The sequence below is a fragment of the Gramella sp. KN1008 genome, assembly GCF_004332155.1.
In the GTDB taxonomy this organism is placed as follows: domain Bacteria; phylum Bacteroidota; class Bacteroidia; order Flavobacteriales; family Flavobacteriaceae; genus Christiangramia.
Map to the genome: position 1 here is coordinate 517,944 of NZ_SJDV01000003.1, position 16,320 is coordinate 534,263.

General features: G+C 36.0%; 12 protein-coding genes and 1 pseudogene. 2 read left to right on the forward strand and 11 right to left on the reverse strand.

What is annotated here, in order from left to right; translation table 11 throughout:
- The first annotated feature begins 215 nt into the window (after positions 1 to 215).
- Positions 216 to 4,706, forward strand: a complete 4,491-nt coding sequence (locus tag EZJ28_RS08180) for an AAA family ATPase (protein WP_131396692.1) — start codon at positions 216 to 218, stop codon at positions 4,704 to 4,706.
- 23 nt (positions 4,707 to 4,729) lie between these two features.
- Here EZJ28_RS08180 and EZJ28_RS08185 read toward each other — a convergent pair whose 3' ends face one another.
- From EZJ28_RS08185 to EZJ28_RS08230, 10 genes are all read right to left on the reverse strand, one after another.
- The gene (locus tag EZJ28_RS08185; protein WP_131396694.1) at positions 4,730 to 5,290 is read right to left on the reverse strand and encodes a hypothetical protein; all 561 of its coding nucleotides are present in this window, start codon (positions 5,288 to 5,290) and stop codon (positions 4,730 to 4,732) included.
- Positions 5,291 to 5,376: 86 nt separating this feature from the next.
- Positions 5,377 to 6,336, reverse strand: coding sequence for an amidohydrolase family protein (locus tag EZJ28_RS08190; protein ID WP_131396695.1), 960 nt, complete (start codon positions 6,334 to 6,336; stop codon positions 5,377 to 5,379).
- A 95-nt stretch (positions 6,337 to 6,431) separates the two neighbouring features.
- The gene (locus tag EZJ28_RS08195; protein ID WP_131396697.1) at positions 6,432 to 6,995 is read right to left on the reverse strand and encodes a GNAT family N-acetyltransferase; all 564 of its coding nucleotides are present in this window, start codon (positions 6,993 to 6,995) and stop codon (positions 6,432 to 6,434) included.
- Between the two features lie 253 nt (positions 6,996 to 7,248).
- Positions 7,249 to 8,283 (reverse strand): hypothetical protein, encoded by a 1,035-nt coding sequence (locus EZJ28_RS08200; protein ID WP_131396699.1) that lies wholly within the window; start codon positions 8,281 to 8,283, stop codon positions 7,249 to 7,251.
- A 187-nt stretch (positions 8,284 to 8,470) separates the two neighbouring features.
- Positions 8,471 to 9,079 (reverse strand): hypothetical protein, encoded by a 609-nt coding sequence (locus EZJ28_RS08205; RefSeq protein WP_131396701.1) that lies wholly within the window; start codon positions 9,077 to 9,079, stop codon positions 8,471 to 8,473.
- Between the two features lie 197 nt (positions 9,080 to 9,276).
- Positions 9,277 to 9,963: a class I SAM-dependent methyltransferase gene (locus EZJ28_RS08210; protein ID WP_131396702.1), complete on the reverse strand. Its 687-nt coding sequence runs from the start codon at positions 9,961 to 9,963 to the stop codon at positions 9,277 to 9,279.
- A gap of 271 nt (positions 9,964 to 10,234) precedes the next feature.
- Positions 10,235 to 11,488 carry a DUF418 domain-containing protein gene (locus EZJ28_RS08215; RefSeq protein ID WP_131396704.1) on the reverse strand — a complete coding sequence of 418 codons (1,254 nt, stop codon included), beginning with the start codon at positions 11,486 to 11,488 and terminating at the stop codon, positions 10,235 to 10,237.
- Between the two features lie 176 nt (positions 11,489 to 11,664).
- Positions 11,665 to 12,102, reverse strand: a complete 438-nt coding sequence (locus EZJ28_RS08220; RefSeq protein WP_131396706.1) for a hypothetical protein — start codon at positions 12,100 to 12,102, stop codon at positions 11,665 to 11,667.
- 187 nt (positions 12,103 to 12,289) lie between these two features.
- Complete coding sequence (locus EZJ28_RS08225) at positions 12,290 to 12,775, reverse strand: DUF4440 domain-containing protein (RefSeq protein ID WP_131396708.1); 486 nt, start codon at positions 12,773 to 12,775, stop codon at positions 12,290 to 12,292.
- Between the two features lie 394 nt (positions 12,776 to 13,169).
- Entirely contained in the window at positions 13,170 to 15,077 is a 1,908-nt protein-coding gene (locus EZJ28_RS08230; protein ID WP_131396710.1) for a sigma 54-interacting transcriptional regulator, read from the reverse strand.
- A 168-nt stretch (positions 15,078 to 15,245) separates the two neighbouring features.
- Here EZJ28_RS08230 and EZJ28_RS08235 point away from each other — a divergent pair, with 168 nt between their 5' ends.
- Positions 15,246 to 15,812, forward strand: a complete 567-nt coding sequence (locus tag EZJ28_RS08235; protein ID WP_131396712.1) for an OsmC family protein — start codon at positions 15,246 to 15,248, stop codon at positions 15,810 to 15,812.
- Between the two features lie 214 nt (positions 15,813 to 16,026).
- Here the strand turns inward: EZJ28_RS08235 and EZJ28_RS15990 are convergent.
- Positions 16,027 to 16,320, reverse strand: a pseudogene (locus EZJ28_RS15990) (hypothetical protein); the annotation flags it as partial.

A 16,320-nucleotide genomic window follows, 5' to 3' on the forward strand; every position in this document is an offset into this window, starting at 1 on the left:
GTGTTGCATGGGGTCTGGTCATTTTAACAACAGTACAGAAATACAGAATTCGCCCGCTTAATTTTAGTTGTTGTGAAGTTAATTATTTTATTTGAAAGACCCAGCCGGCCTGATTTCCTTTACAATCTTATCTTTCGCTTTATTATAAAATCTGTTACAAGCCATAATAATCTTTCTATATTTATTTTTTCAATAAAGAGAATCTACCCGATTGTATGCGCATCATTAATGCCCACCAGAATAATCTTAAAAACATTGATCTAAGCATTCCTGAAAATCAACTGATCGTTGTGACCGGTTTATCAGGTTCAGGAAAATCCTCGTTGGCTATGGATGTGATTGCCAATGAGGGCTATCGTTATTTCCTGGAGAGCCTTCCCGCCTATAATCAGCAAAATGCTCAATCCATCCCAACTGCTGAAGTAGATGATATTGAAGCACTGCCACCAGTGATCAGGGTGGGGCAGTCTAAACGCTTTCAGTCAGTTAATACCACTTTCGGGACACTGTCTGAGCTTGCGGCTGTCTTCAGGATCTTATTTGCGCGCTATTCCGGCAAGGAAAACATGAGTAAGTCAATGTTTTCTTTCAATCATCCAAAAGGCGCCTGTGAACGTTGCCACGGAATTGGATATGCCGAATACATAGATATCGATAAGCTGGTGGGAGACGAAAACAAAACCCTGAGAGAAGGGGCTATCACCACTACTTTACCCAACGGATATATAACCTATTCTCAGGTGACTGTTGATGAGTTGAATAAGGTTTGTAAAGCACATGGCTTTAGCGTAGACATTCCCTGGAAGGAACTCTCAGATGCTCAAAAAGGTGTGATATTAAACGGAAGTGACCGCATCAGGGTTTTTTACGGGAAACATAGTTTGGAGTCGCGGCTAAGATGGGAAGGCCTTAAGGCAAAGCCTCGTGAAGAAGGTTTTTATAAAGGGATGCTTCCAATTATGAACGACATTCTAAAGCGTGACCGAAATAAGAACATTCTGAAATTTGTTAGTTCCAGCATCTGCCCTGACTGTAAAGGAGCTCGGATCAAAGCAGAACATCTTAAATATAAATGGAAAGGCCTGAACTTTCAGTACTGGATGGAACTTCCCTTACTTCACTTATACGAAAGACTTAAGAATCAGAAGCTAACAGCAGGCGAAAAAGTATTGGTTGATAAGATTTGTATGCAATTGTTAGATCTTATAAAACTTGGAATGCAGGATTATAGGTTAAGTACTCCAAGTACGGATATTTCTTCGGGAGATGCTCAAAGGATCAAACTGATAAACCAGGTAAACGGCAACCTGCAGGGAATTCTATATGTTTTTGATGAACCTTCCATCGGTTTAGTTGAAGACTACCAGCACTATTTACTCCATATACTTGAACGATTGATCAGCCGGGGAAATACGGTGATGGTAGTGGAGCACGACTTAAACTTTATACGCTCAGCAGACTGGATAGTAGAATTGGGCCCTGCTGCTGGTGTACATGGGGGAGAAGTTATATATAACGGCTCCCTAAAGGAATTTTTGAAGACAGAAGGCCTGAAAAGTCCAACCTTAACCGAATTGCGAAATTTGAAATCAGAGCCCTATCAGGAGCCTGAATACGAATCAGAAGATTCTTATCAAACTCATTTGGGGGAATTATGCGTCGTAAGCAGGAAAACAACTCAAATAGAACGGAAGCTTTCTGCCTATGCGAAAAAAGAAGATTTAAAACTTCTGAGAGTAACCGATCAGCCCATAGGTAAAACCCCCAGAAGCAATCCGGCTACCTATACCGGGCTGGCAGATAAGATCCGTGATCTATTGGCTAAATCGCCGGAAGCTAAATCGCTGAATTTGCCTAAAGGAGCTTTTTCCTTTAACAACAAAAAGGGAAGATGCGAGACCTGTGAAGGAGCAGGTGTGATCACCTTGTCCATGAACCTTATGGGTACTATTAATCAGGTATGTCCCAGCTGTAACGGGAAGCGTTTCAAGGATGAGGTATTACAGGTACACTTAAATAATAAGAATATTGCAGATATATATAACTTAAGCATAGAGGAAGCTTATGATTTCTTCAGCGAAGAAAGGCAGATCACCAGGATCCTTTCTTTAATGCTGCAGTTGGGCATGGGATATATTAAACTTGGCCAGCCTTCCAACACTTTATCAGGGGGTGAAGCCCAGCGTATTAAGCTCACCAGGCATTTTACCAAACAATCCAAAACCACACTTTTACTGCTGGAAGAACCAAGTATTGGGTTGCATCAGCAGAATGTGCGACAGTTGCTGAAAGCTTTGCACCAGCTCAAAAAAGAAACCGCAGGAATCGTTTGTTTTGAGAATAATACCTTATTTCAATCATCCTGCGATAGGCTTGTAGACAATGCGCTAAAAGCCGAACCAATTAATATCGAGGCTCCATTAGAAAAGGATAGAGAAAAGATCTCGATTAAAGGTGCCCGAACTCATTACCTTAAAGACCTGGAGATAGACTTGCCTAAGCATCAGTTAACAGTATTTACAGGAATTTCGGGTTCCGGTAAATCATCGTTGGTAATAGACACGCTGCATGGTTATGGTTTGCAGGAAATGACAAGGCAGTTTTCATCTTATCAGCAATCCAGAGCTGGAGTTAATTTTCAGCTGGAAGTTGATAATATCGAGGGACTTACTCCCACTATTTGCATAACGCGTAAGGAAAAGAGCTTTACTGAACGGTCTGATATTTCCAAACAGACAGGAATAGATAAGATATTACGCTTTGCCTTTTCACGAAAGGCGCAGTTTGAAGGCAAAAAGTTATCGGCCAGTCATTTTTCCAATAATCATGAATTAGGCAAATGTGTCGTGTGTGATGGGTTGGGTGAGGAATTGCTGCCAGATCTGGATAGAATAGTGGCGGATAAGGACAAGAGTATAGCTGAAGGTCTCTTTGAACACAATAAAGCGCTGGCCTATTATGGCCACCCGGGGAGTCAGTATATGGCGATCGTAAAGGAACTGGGGTCTACATATGGGTTTAGCCTGGAAACGCCTTTTAAGGAGCTGACCGAGCCGCAAAAAGAGATCCTGTTTCAGGGAACAGGGGATAAGGTCTGGAAAACGAACTGGCTATTCAAAACCAAAACCAGAGAAGGAACACAGGCGGTAAGCATGAAATGGAAGGGGCTCTTTCATTATTTGAAGGAGGAATTTTATAAGACCCGAAAGAATAAAAATATAGCTAAGCTAAAGGCTCTTTTCTCGCCAGTGGAATGCAGCCATTGTAAGGGAAGCGGGTTAAAACCGGAACGATTATCCTTTCAAATTGGGGGGAACTCCATACATGAAATAAAAGGAATGGATTTTAACGCCTTGGAAAGTTGGCTTTTCACAGTTGAGAATCAGGAAGATATTGATAAGGAACTCATTTCCAGGATCCGGCCTCATCTGGACAAAACGCTCCAAAGGGCAAAGCAATTGCATATTGATCACCTGCAACTCAACCGAAAATCGATTACCCTTTCTGGCGGGGAAAACCAACGGGTAGCATTGATCAAACAGTTGAACAGTCCATTGAAAGGTATTACCTATTTATTAGATGAACCTTCAGCAGGATTATCCAGTGATAATATTCCGGACCTGATTAATATTCTAAAAGAACTTATTGAAAAAGGCAATACGGTTCTTGTGATAGAACATAACAAAGAGATCATTTTGTCGGCAGATCGATTGGTTGAACTTGGACCTGCAGCGGGTAAACGTGGAGGTTATATTACTTACCAGGGTAGTCCCCGGAAATTCCTGGAACAGGAAGGATGTCATCCTTATTTGAAAACACCATCAAAAGAGATAGAATTAAAAGAAGGTAAAGATCATATCGCTATCCGGAAACTATCTAAATATTCATTTGTCAAAGATGCACTGGAAGTACCAGTTGGAGGGATCACAGCCATTAGTGGTAGATCAGGAATTGGAAAAACCACTTTAGTAAAAGAAATCCTGATACCAAGTATCCAGCAGAAAAGACCGGTGAATTGTGAAATCATAGTCTTTCCGGTGAACTATACTGCAGCACATTATTTTGAATCTAAAAAACTACGATCACATTCAAAGACCTTATTAGTCTCTTATTTGGGGCTGCTTATGGAGATAGGTAAGATCTTTGCAAAAGGATCGAACTTAAAGGCCAGAGACTTTTCATATAAGACTAAAACAAGTTGGTGTCCCAACTGCAAAGGTCTAGGCTATACGGAAACCAGCCTGGATGTAGCGGCTAATGCGATTGAGAAATGTGAGGTATGCAAGGGGCAGCGCTACCAGGCAGATTTATTACAGCCAACGGTTAAGGAGAAAAATATCGCTGAGGTACTTGCTTTTAGTATTACGGAATTAAAAGAGTGGTTAACAAATGTTGAGGTTTCTGCTAAAACCTTCGGGTTCCTGGATAAGCTGAAGGAGATCGGGTTATCTCATCTAAGGTTGGATCAGCCCGTACAATCCCTTTCTTCAGGGGAAAAGCAAAGATTATTGTTACTTAACTGGCTGCAGGACCAGGAGACCAATGCGCTTTATATTTTAGATGAACCCAGTACCGGATTGCATTATGCTGATATTGATCTTTTGTATAAGATCCTTACAAATCTAAGCGACTCCAATGATATTCTCATCATTGATCATAATCCTTATTTGCTGGAGAAAATAGGAGTTGGCCTTGTTTTACAATAAGGGTCAGAGAGCTGCCGGTTATATTAGATTGGTTCAATCTCTCCACAAGCAATTTCCAGACCTGAGATCCTGTAGAAAAGCTTATTATCTTTTAATATAAAACCTGCTCGAATATTACCTTCCACTCCTTTGTTGTAGAGCGCTGTGACGTAGAATAGAAAGGATTCTTTTGGATTTATGGTCTTATTTAAACTGCTTTTTTTATTAAAGTTAATATTCAAATAAGTTTCTAAATCGGTCAAACCATAATTGAATAATGGTTCTTTTTCTAATGTCATATTACTTGGAGGTAAGAGTAATTTCACAGAATTATCTAGCGAATATGGTAAGTTGAATGGATCTGAAGAATAATCAATTTTTAGATCAATAGGAGAATCTTTTTCATTTGTTATTCGAGTCCAGAATATCGCATAAACGAATTTTTCTCCGGAGGGAGCGGTATAGTTTATTCCTCCTTTTGGAAAGCTATTTTGAATGATAACATTTTTGCCCGAAGAATCGGAATATATCAGTTCAGTATCAAAGGTTTGCCCGGATATGGTCAAAGAAGTTGTTATTAAAAATAAAGTAAGTAATACTCTCATTCGATTATAGGATATTCTTTTAGATTTGCTCACAAAGCTAAGGAATGTCTCCTGTATAAATTATGTGTGTTGGTCATGACTTCTTATCATTCCACCATTTCATAATGCTTTTTGATTTGCTCCTCTGATAGATTTAAAAACCTTGCTGCATTATTATAATATACATCTCTTTTCTGATGCTCTGTAAGCCATTCTAAATTATAGATTATTTCTATATTCTTTCGAATGGTCCCCACGTAATCTGAACCAAACATTAGCCTGTCACCAAGCCCTTCATCATATAGCTTCTTTACTTTTGGTTCCCATCGCTCTTTGGGAGCAAACATGCTTACCGCGGTAATTTCACAATAGACCTGGTCATATTTTTTCATTACTTCGATACATTCCTCAAAATATCTCCCTGGATAATGCATGAGGTAAATTTTCAGGTCAGGATATTTTTTTAGAACTGGAAGTAATAAAAGCGGATTACCATATTCTTCATTCCAGTTTGGGGTTTCCGCCATATTTCTTTTAAATGGTCCTGCGTCGGCATGAAATCCTATTGGGATCTGATATTTTTCCGCCAATTCCCAATAAGGATCAAACCTTTCATCTGCAGGGTGGATTCCCATGCTATGAAACGAGGTTTCTCCCAGATATCTAAAAGTTCCATTTGCAAAAAGGCTATCAAGTTCTTTCAGGTCTGGTAATTCGCTTTCACATGGTTCGTCCTGTTCTCGCAGAGGATTGCAGGGCAATCTTGGCCCACTCCAATGTCTGTCATCCAATTTTGGCCATAACTTAGCATATTTCATTGGCCCGCCTCCCAGTGCTAAAACAATGTTATTCTGGTCAAACCTCTGACTCATCCATTCAATTTTAGCAATATCAATATCCGGATTAAGCTTATTATAATCCTCATTATCTGTATATCCTTTGGTAATATGGATATGTACATCAATTATTGGTTGGTTTCTAAGGAACTCATCAATGTCTTCCTGTCCTGCAACAGGTAAAACCGGTAGGAGAAACGGGAGAACGATTTGAAATAGTTTTTTCTTCATACTGATTTCACTTAATTACCTACAACGGTCTCGGTTATCGCAAGTTGGGGGAGTAGGGACTTGGATGTATCGGCTTATTGATTTCTTATAGCCGGTTATTTAGTTTGAATAATGTTCCACTCATTTTTTAAGATTCCATAATAAATGGAATCTCTTCTTCTGCCATTAGCCAGTAAGGTATGACTTCGTAGAATCCCTTCTTCAGTAAATCCGCTTTTCTTTAGTCCTTTTCTGGCAGCTATATTTAAAACGTCTGTTTTGCATTCAACTCTTTCTAAATTGAGCTCCTCAAAACAGTATTTTAATAAAGTCAATTTTACCATTTGGTTTAGCCCTGTTCCCTGAACATTTTCTGATAACCAGGTCCATCCAATTTCAATTCGTTTATCTCTTTCGGAAAAGTTTCCCAGGCTTGTAGAACCAACAATCTTGTTATTTCTTTTATCAATAATCGTAAAGGCTAATCTTTCATTATTTTCTACTGATCTTTCAGCAGTCTTTATCCAATTCAATAACTCATTTTCATTAGATAAGTTACTTGTAAAATATGTCCACATCTGTTCATTCCTGGTCAGGCTCCTCATTTCTTCAAAATCAGCTTCTTTTATAGGGCGGAGTATGATTTGGTTAGTTTCAATAATTTTCTTGTAGTTAGTCATTGTCTGATAATTACTATAATGGATGCGTTTAACGCCAGTGCGCAGATGAAGCCAGGTTGGCAATCTTTCTGTTTCTACGCTTTTCTTTGATGTTCTGTAATATTTTCTGTGAATACTATATAATCAAAAGCTCCTGGTTTGTTCGCGAAATTAATTATTTTCTTTAAACGCTATCGCAAGTTGGCGGAGCAGTGATGAGTTCCCGATAGCTATAGGGCTGTCAACTTAAGACCTGTTTTGTTAATCAATTACACTACCTTGTGGTGACGGTTAAGCGTTGTTGTAAGGCGCTAACATGTTTCCTGAACTCTTTGTTTTCGTCCACATATAACGCAATATTCTTATAATCTTTTTTTCTTCCGTAGATGCCGAAAAGTGTATTTTCTTTATTTAACCGAATTATAATATTGTGACTTTCAAGATTTCCCAGGATTGATAGTTTTCGAGTCTCTTCATCAAATTCTATCTCTTTCGCAGAGACTTCTATATTTTCAATTTCACTAATATCTATAATTGTTTCACTCATAATACCATATCTCAGAAGTAACTTATTTTCTTCTATTATTATTGGTCTTCTACTCATTGATTTTAAGAAACCAAAAATTTGTAAGGCTGAATAAACACTAAGAAATGTCAAAATGTTTGCAGCTAAATCACTCCATTTTGAAAGTAATAAATGGAAAACAATTGTTTCGATGACTATTAGAAATATTATAGCAATTAATAAAGCAATAGTGCCACTATTTTTATGATATGAAAATTCATTCTTATTTAACTTCCTTTTTTTCCATTGTAGAAAACCATAATAGAAAACAGCAATTTCGGTGACCACGGGAGTAACCCAGGCCTTTGGAAGTATTTCATAACAGGCTTCTTTTAATTGAGTGTAAAAATCTACCGGTTTGGTTTTGGTTGATTTAAATCTTTTTGCCGCTTTATGAACATTGTAAATCACATAAGTTAAAATTGATAACTCAATTAGGGGTAATGCCCAGGTTTTAAATAGGTTAAGATAATATTGGTTTTCCTTTGGGAGAATTACCGAGCATACGATTACCCCTATTATTACTATTGGAACGACCGTAGTTTTGGGGATATTACTTTTCCTAATTAGAAGAAAATATATCAATGGAGTAGTCAATAATAAATCAACCGTTATTCCTATGGATAGGGTGCTTGAATTAGAATTGAATGCAGGGGACTGGGCAAGAAGAATCATAGATGCAATTAACAGCATTGGTATCCCAATTATGAATATATTTTTCGATGGAATTGCTGTTTTACCCATATCATTCAAATTAATGCCTTGCAACGGTCCCGGTTTACATAAGTTTCGGAGTAAGGACCCGGTCCCATAGCTATCGGAATCGACTTACACCTGGTTTATCCGTGAAGATAATCTTTTTATTCCTGATGGATCCACCTATTTGAGTTATGAGCTGTTGGCGTTTCGTTTTTAATCTAGTTCCCTTAAATTATAAATTTTCATCGACGATAGATTCGATCACAACCGTTCCAGCAATCAGCAGCTCTGGTAGAATTGCCTTATTTAATTGTTTCCAGTAGGTTCTTGCTCTCAACTTCGTTTCTTCCAATTGTCTTGAAAATGCTCTTTCATTAAGCTTATTTAGATCAATACCGGGAGGCAATAAATCTCCACACATTTTAATTGCGATTCCATTTTTTACAATACAACGATGAATCACCCCATTTGGAATATAATCCTTTTTAAATCGTTGGGCGACTTCAATGGTAGGCCAAGCAAATATTGATTCTAGTCTACTCAAAAACTTGGGGTTTATCAATTGTCTTTCATTTTCAAATATTGACTCAAGAACCACCATCATTTTAAGAGTTTCCGAATCGAGGTTGATAGACGAAGAACCCAATTCAAGTGATTGCCAATCGGGAGAATTCAAATAATTCAATAACTCGATTTTGCCTCTTCGAATTTTACTTATGATGGAATTGATTAAAACAGAAAATTCATTGATGTAATAGGTCTTTAAATGTTCACCAACTGGAAGAGAATTGAAATCTACACGATATACAAACTCATTATTAATATTTTCAAAATTGGTCATTTTTCTTTAAAATGCACGTGGTTTCGCTTATCGCCAGTTGGCGGAGTAAGGAACGCGGTCTCCATAATTATAGAGTTAGTAGGCTTAGTGTTCGTTTGTTGATCAGGTTAAATGTTTTCTTTCTATGCCTGCTGCCCATTCACGATTAAACCTTGTTAGCCTTCTTTATTTTCAAAAACCTTTCCTTGCTTTAAAAGTCAATTTTTTACTGCCTGGAGATACACCCAGTATCCTTTATGAAATGGAATTTCAATTTTTTTAAATCCAGCATTTTTCATCCAATCTATTTGGGCCATATAATCTGTTGGTTTATCAAATGCTTCGTAGTGCTCCATGATCCATCTCCATTTTTCACCATCCGGAAAGCTGACATTAACAAATTTATTCCATTCTTTCAAAAGATTAGAATGGTCTGGATTAGTTTTACTTATCATTAAATCGCTGTAAGAAAATATTCCCCCTTGTTTTAAGGAAGAGTTTATATCCTTAAAAATTGATTGTTTCTCTTTATCATCTAAATGATGGAGACTAAATCCCGCAACAATTAGATCATAAACTTCTTTACTGAAAATAAAATCTTTGAAATATTTATTTTGATAAATAAAATTATCACCGTTGAACCTGTGACGACATAGATTAATCATTTCCTTAGATGCATCCACTAGTGTAAAAGTTGCATTTGGGAAATAAGGAATAAGTTGCCCTGTAATATTTCCATTACCGCAACCAAGATCGAGAATAGAGGTTGGATTAAAATTGTCAGGAAGATATTTTCCAAAGCTTGCAACCAGTTCCAAATAATGAGGTACACAGCCAATCATATCATTCGTATAATTTTTAGAAAAGTCATTAAATTCCCAGGCTATGTTTTCTCTTTTTTTCATTATTGAAACTAAGTTCATTACTATAAATGTAGGATAATTATATTATTATTCTTAAAGAGCCTTAATGATAAAGAAAGGACCGTTGCATTTTAAATAATAAAGTGTAATGGCTGGTTTTATAGATAGTTGACGGGGTAAGGGACACGGTACCGATAGCTATCGGGATATTGGATTGGATCTGGATTGTAGGTCCAGTTAATTATTTTTCTTTCTAAGGCTGCCGCCTATTTGAGTTATGCGTTGCTGTAGTAAGTTCTTTGTTATTTCATTTCTAATTATCTGTTTCTTTTCTAAAGGGTATCCGTTTGTGATAAGTCAATGTCCTCCATATCCATTCCAAAGGGCCATAGTTAAAATATTTGAGCCAAATTTTACTTAAAATAACCTGAAAAACGAATATAATTATCGCTATTGGCAAAAATATGGATGGGCCAATATATCCACCCAAACCTAATCCCAGTTCATAGAAAATAAGCACGGCAAGTACTGTTTGTAAGATATAATTGGTAAGAGCCATTCTGCCGACAGGGGCAAAAATCAGTAATTTTGATTTCCCTCCTGTTTTGATCCAATGCAAAGCTAAGCCTGTAGCATAAGCCAATGCGAGAGGAACAACTCCAAACGCATAACTAACAGTATATAATAAATTAACTTCAATTGACGAGTCATTACTCCATTCAATATATACCATTATTAGGGTTGATGGGATACCAATTATCAATCCAAATTTCAGGATTTTTGTAAACAAAGCTTTGTAATTTGAAAGCTTTGAGAATATTTTATTCCTACCTACAACATAACCCAGTAAAAACATTCCGAGTACCTTAGGTATTCTACTGCTTTCTAATATTGAAGAGAAGCGATAAAAAGGTCCCGATTGTCTCCAATTCCAGAACTCCACCCAGCCGCTACCTTCACGGAACAGATATCTTCTGTACCCATTATCTAAAGGTACTCCGGTTTTTGCATCTACCTGGATTGCAATATTTTCTAACCAACCTGCTATTTTGAAATCAAAAATTAGCTTTGCAGTATCAATTAGTATTGGGGACAAGATCAGTGTTATACCTATAATTAAAAGCGATCGGTCACTGACATTGATAAATAGCGGTAAGATCATACCTAGTATGGCGTATAAAACAAGGATGTCGCCTTCCCAAAGAAAATAGATATGAATAAGCCCGAAGATGAGAAGGTAAAACAACCTTCTGTAAAATATCTTGAATGCATTCACACCTTTTTGTCTTAAACGCATTAATATGATAGAGAAGCCTATTCCAAAAAGGAGTGAAAAAAGGCTATAGAATTTACCTTCGGCTAAACCCGTCTGTAAGGCAGAAAGATATGTATCAATTGAATAGGTAGAGATTTCCAGCTTCATATCATTTGTGAGGAAACCATACCCTGAAAATGCTATAATATTAATGACCAGTATTCCAAACAGCGCAAAACCCCGAAGTACATCTAGAATGTCTGCTCTTTCAGACAAATTGATTGGTGAGGAATTATCAATTATTACTGACATTTAATTTACTGTTATATTAATTTCATAATTTAATACAACGGTCTCGCATTACGACAAGTGGCGCGGATTTATGGATGCGGATTTGTCAGATGAACCGTTTTTTTCTTGGTTACTAAAATTACAATTTTTCGACAATACCCGGAATTTGAGATGAACCGCTGTTGGCAAACGTTTTTTTATTCGACTTCTTTTTTTATTAAATTATTCATTCGAATAATTTTCCAATCTCCTTCCTTTAGTTTCCATAAACGTGAAGAAGTTTCACGCATAGTATCGCCAGACATGGTTGAAATATATTTTAAACTAACATAATCATAGCCCAAATTTTTCTTCAAAAGCTTTTGGTCGTTATATATTTCAATTACATTTTTCTTTGGTAAATGTGAACCGAACTTTTCTACTTCCCTGTATGTCCATATCTTTCCGTTTTCCCACATATCAATGTTCTCATCCAATCCAAATAATATCTCTTCTAAATACTCGCTCCCTAGTACATACTTATTATTCCATTCTTGCGCCATTTTTTCAAACTCATTTTGCTCTAATTCGGTCATTTCCTCATTAGTATTGCAAGAGAAGATTATAATCGCCAATATTAAATAAATGTATTTCATATGAGGTTGGTTAAATGTTTGCCAACGGTTGTGGTTAATACCAGTGTGCGGAATTTAGCACATGGAGTAGTCGGCTTGTTATTTTGTTGTTTGGAGTTCTAATTTATTGTTTTTCCTGGAATACCGCATATTGACCTCGTTAATCGCTGTTGCTGTAAGTAGTCGTAGAACAACAATATTTTTTTAGTTAATCATTAATATTGGTAGTGGCAACTTCTCTGTGGAGTTTCCAAACTCCGTCTTTTTTATCTTTTTTTAAAATGGCTAAAAATGAAGCTTTAATTTCAACTGCCCTACCTTCTGAATTAGTATAGAAACTCGAGCTAGTTCCAAAATCGTAAGCAACTGAATCATTTAAAATTATAGTTTCTTTTGGTTTCATTCGAATACTATCATAACTAAATAATCCTTTAGGGTTTTCTACCAATTTTTTATATTCTTCCCATTCTCCGCAAATTGGAGTTAATGAAATTAGATCCGCAGTTGCATATTTGGCTAAATCTTCATATCGCTTTTCAGCAATAGCATTTTCAAAATTAGTTCTAGTTTTCTCAATTGAAGCGAGTTCCTCATTCACATTTATAGGATTATTGTCAACTTTTTCAGTTTTATTTTGATTTGTATTACAAGAAATAAAACAGAAGACTAATAGAATAATAATTAAATTTTTCATTTATCAGATGTTTTTAGTTCATATGTAATTTAACGTAAAAATCTGATTTATAATTGATTTGCTTTATTCTAAAGTGCAAAAAAGTATTTTATAAAGTCTAATAGGCTATTTGCTGCAACGGTTTAGATTATCGCAACTCACGGGAGTATGGACGCGGTCCCGATAGCTATGGGATGTCGGCTTAGTATTAGTTTGTTGGTCAAGTTAATTATTTTCTTTCTAAGGTTGCCGGCTATTGGCGATGAACCCTTGTTGTAACACGTTTTTATTTTTAGGTTTATCCTTTGCGAATGACAATTATTTCATTTTTAAATAAGAGCTATTTTATCATAATTATGCCATTTATTTGTTATCTAATTATATAAAATACTGAAGCTTCAATAAAATAATTAGTTTACCCTATAGCTACCCGCTTTATGCCAAATTTTTTAATTTTAGAAGTTAAGGTTGTTCTAGGAAGGTTTAGTAATTGAGCAGCACCGTCTTCACCTGAAATTCTCCAGTTTGTAAGATTTAAAGCTTTTATAATATTATTTTTTTCTATCTCCGTAATATCATCAATAGTAAGTATGCCGGAACTTTTAGATTTTTCAGGGATTTTATTTTCTGAATTAGGTAAAATAGAATCAAGATTAAAATTTCCATCTGTGGAAGTGATAATACCTCGCTCAATAATATTTTGGAGCTCTCTAACATTTCCTGGCCAATGATATAAGGATAGTTTATTCAAATCCCTTTTAGTTAATGGCATGACATAAAGGGCTTTGTTTTTTGTGAATTTTTCAAAAAAAGCATTAGCAATAAGAATAATGTCATGTCCTCTTTCTCTTAAAGGCGGTATATTGATAGGAAAAACATTAAGTCTGTAATAGAGATCTTCTCTAAATTTACCTTCTTGAATCCGTTTTTGAAGATTTCTATGCGTGGCTGCAATTATTCTAACATCCACTTTTTTGGTTTCCGAACTTCCAACAGGCTCGAAAGTACCTTCTTGAATCACGCGTAATAGCTTTGCTTGTAATGGCAACGGAAGTTCGGCTATTTCATCAAGAAATATGCTTCCTTTATCTGCTAATGAAAACCGGCCATCTCTAGATGTTAATGCTCCGGTAAAAGCCCCTTTAACATGTCCAAAGAGTTCACTTTCTATTAATTCATCAGGTAGTGCGGCACAATTTAATGTTATCATAGGTTTAGAACTTCGATCACTTGACTCATGTACCGCTTTAGCGAATAATTCCTTTCCTGTGCCAGTTTCACCAAGAATCAATACACTGGCATTAGTCCTCGCAACCTGAATTACCTGTTCAAGACATTTTTTGATAGGCTCGCTGTCACCAATGATATAATTGAATTGTTGTGCATTTACTTTTTCTTTGAGCATAGCGGTTTCAGCATGTAATTCTTTAATTTTTAAATTGCTGGAAACTTCATCTTTAATACTTCTAATAAATAATGCATAGTATAAATTATTTTCAAAGTGGTAGGATGATAGATTAATTTTGGCGGGAAAAGACTCGCCCTTACAATCGAGACATACAAAAGGTTCTTTAAAATTTAATGAGCCATTTGTATCACATAAATTAGTGTAATTAAGAATTGATGATTCAAAGGTAGTGGAGGAGTGAGAATCAAATAGATTCTTAACATCTGCTCCTAAAAATTTATGATCTTTAATTTCGAATAGCTGATTGGCTGCATAATTAGCTTGAGTAATTTTAAATTCTGAATTGAATTCAATAATAGCGTCTGTGGTGCCATTAACTAACCTATTTAATTTAGATTCACTTTCAATTACTTTACTTTGGATTATTTCACGTCTTAATTCTGCTGCTGCTCTGGAAGCAAATATTTTAAAAATTGCAAATACTTCAGGGATTTCGGGCATGGGTTTATTATCTAATAAAGCCAAATGACCAAGTATTTTTCCATCAATATCTCTTAAGGAAATACCCATATAACTAACTGCTCCTAAAGGCTTAAGATCAGGATCTTTTGGGTAGAGATCAATTACTTTTCTAGGTATATGACAAATGTCATGGCCATTTAAAACGGGCTCACAAGGTGTATTGGGCACGGAATACTCATATTTTTCAACATATGCTCCGTCCAACCAAAAAGCTAAGGCATTCAATTTATTTTGTTCTTCCCAGTATTCTGTGACCCAAACGCCATAGACATCCAAAATTTCAGCTAAATGTTTTACTAGCGCTTTAAAAAATTCTTTGCCTGTAAATTGAGAGGTGCTTTCTACAATTTGTTTTAAAGCAATTATTGCCGGTGTTCGTTTTGGTTGTTGCATGATGAATAATAATTGACGAAATCCAGTTACCTAAAAAATGAAATATGACGTAATATCGGCATTATTATTCAAAAAATATAATTTAAAACACTGACAATAAGCATTTTGTGGTTTAGGCATGAGGTGTGCTTATTCCTAAACATTATAAACAAATAAAATATTATAAAAATGGAAACCTTACAAAAAACAACAAATGGTGTAGACATTAATCGTTTACAAGGAACAATTAAAGCAATTGAAGAAACTCCTTCTATTGCAGATTTTAAGTTCAGTGCTTCAAACCGATGGATTGATGGAGCCTACAATGTATCTTCAATTAAAGGCTTTTTTGGAGCATGTCAAGAGGATGCATCCCGTGAAGAAAGTTTTTCCTTAATAGCTGACGAACCAGAAATTCTGTTAGGAACCAATAATGGTCCAAATCCAACAGAGACCTTATTACATGCTTTGGCTTCTTGTATCACAACAACTTTGGTTTACCATGCGGCAGCTAAGGGGATACCGCTTAAAAGTGTGTCTTCTACTTATGAAGGCGATTTAGACTTACACGGATTTTTAGCTTTAGATCTAAATGTTGATCCAGGCTTTAAAGTTATCAGAATTAAGTTCGAAATTGAAGGAGAAGAAGAACTGTCAATGAGACAAAAACAAAGATTGCTGGATGTTGGTAGACAATTCTCTCCAGTACATTCTATGATCTCTAAGGCCGTCCCTCTTGAGGTAGTATTAAATTAATTGAACTGAGGCAGAGAGAATCTCTGCCTCTAACCATTTTATCGAATTTTTATTTGGCTAATAAAAAGGGTGATTACAAAGAAAAAGTATACTAATTACGAAAGGTTAATAGTAAGCAGGGAAATAATTGTCATTTTAACAGAATGTGTTACAACGGTTAGTATATGGCGCGTTTCAATGCGCCATATACTTTGTTGGCAGCTCTATTTCTTAACTAAAAACTACAATTCGTAGTTACTATAGTATTTTCTCCTACTAGTGGAAGGATTTGTTCATATTCCTCTTGTATGTCATCAATGCAAATCAAATTTGGCGGGTTATAAAACCAGCCATCACCATATCCATTGTTATAAACAAAAGAATCTAGAATAGAGGAATTTTTTAAAATTAAGGTGTCTACCATATTTTCTGCAATATTTAGCCACTTTAAATTAATACCCTGAGCAATGGCCTGGGGCGCATCTTCCTCAAGACTGAAGGCTCTTACTTCCTGTAAATTACCTTCGCA

Bases quoted from the DNA above. Each gene is read 5' to 3' on its own strand.
- EZJ28_RS08180 (WP_131396692.1), top strand. From the start codon at position 216: ATGCGCATCATTAATGCCCACCAGAATAATCTTAAAAACATTGATCTA.
- EZJ28_RS08185 (WP_131396694.1), bottom strand. From the start codon at position 5,290: ATGAGAGTATTACTTACTTTATTTTTAATAACAACTTCTTTGACCATA.
- EZJ28_RS08190 (WP_131396695.1), bottom strand. From the start codon at position 6,336: ATGAAGAAAAAACTATTTCAAATCGTTCTCCCGTTTCTCCTACCGGTT.
- EZJ28_RS08195 (WP_131396697.1), bottom strand. From the start codon at position 6,995: ATGACTAACTACAAGAAAATTATTGAAACTAACCAAATCATACTCCGC.
- EZJ28_RS08200 (WP_131396699.1), bottom strand. From the start codon at position 8,283: ATGGGTAAAACAGCAATTCCATCGAAAAATATATTCATAATTGGGATA.
- EZJ28_RS08205 (WP_131396701.1), bottom strand. From the start codon at position 9,079: ATGACCAATTTTGAAAATATTAATAATGAGTTTGTATATCGTGTAGAT.
- EZJ28_RS08210 (WP_131396702.1), bottom strand. From the start codon at position 9,963: ATGAAAAAAAGAGAAAACATAGCCTGGGAATTTAATGACTTTTCTAAA.
- EZJ28_RS08215 (WP_131396704.1), bottom strand. From the start codon at position 11,488: ATGTCAGTAATAATTGATAATTCCTCACCAATCAATTTGTCTGAAAGA.
- EZJ28_RS08220 (WP_131396706.1), bottom strand. From the start codon at position 12,102: ATGAAATACATTTATTTAATATTGGCGATTATAATCTTCTCTTGCAAT.
- EZJ28_RS08225 (WP_131396708.1), bottom strand. From the start codon at position 12,775: ATGAAAAATTTAATTATTATTCTATTAGTCTTCTGTTTTATTTCTTGT.
- EZJ28_RS08230 (WP_131396710.1), bottom strand. From the start codon at position 15,077: ATGCAACAACCAAAACGAACACCGGCAATAATTGCTTTAAAACAAATT.
- EZJ28_RS08235 (WP_131396712.1), top strand. From the start codon at position 15,246: ATGGAAACCTTACAAAAAACAACAAATGGTGTAGACATTAATCGTTTA.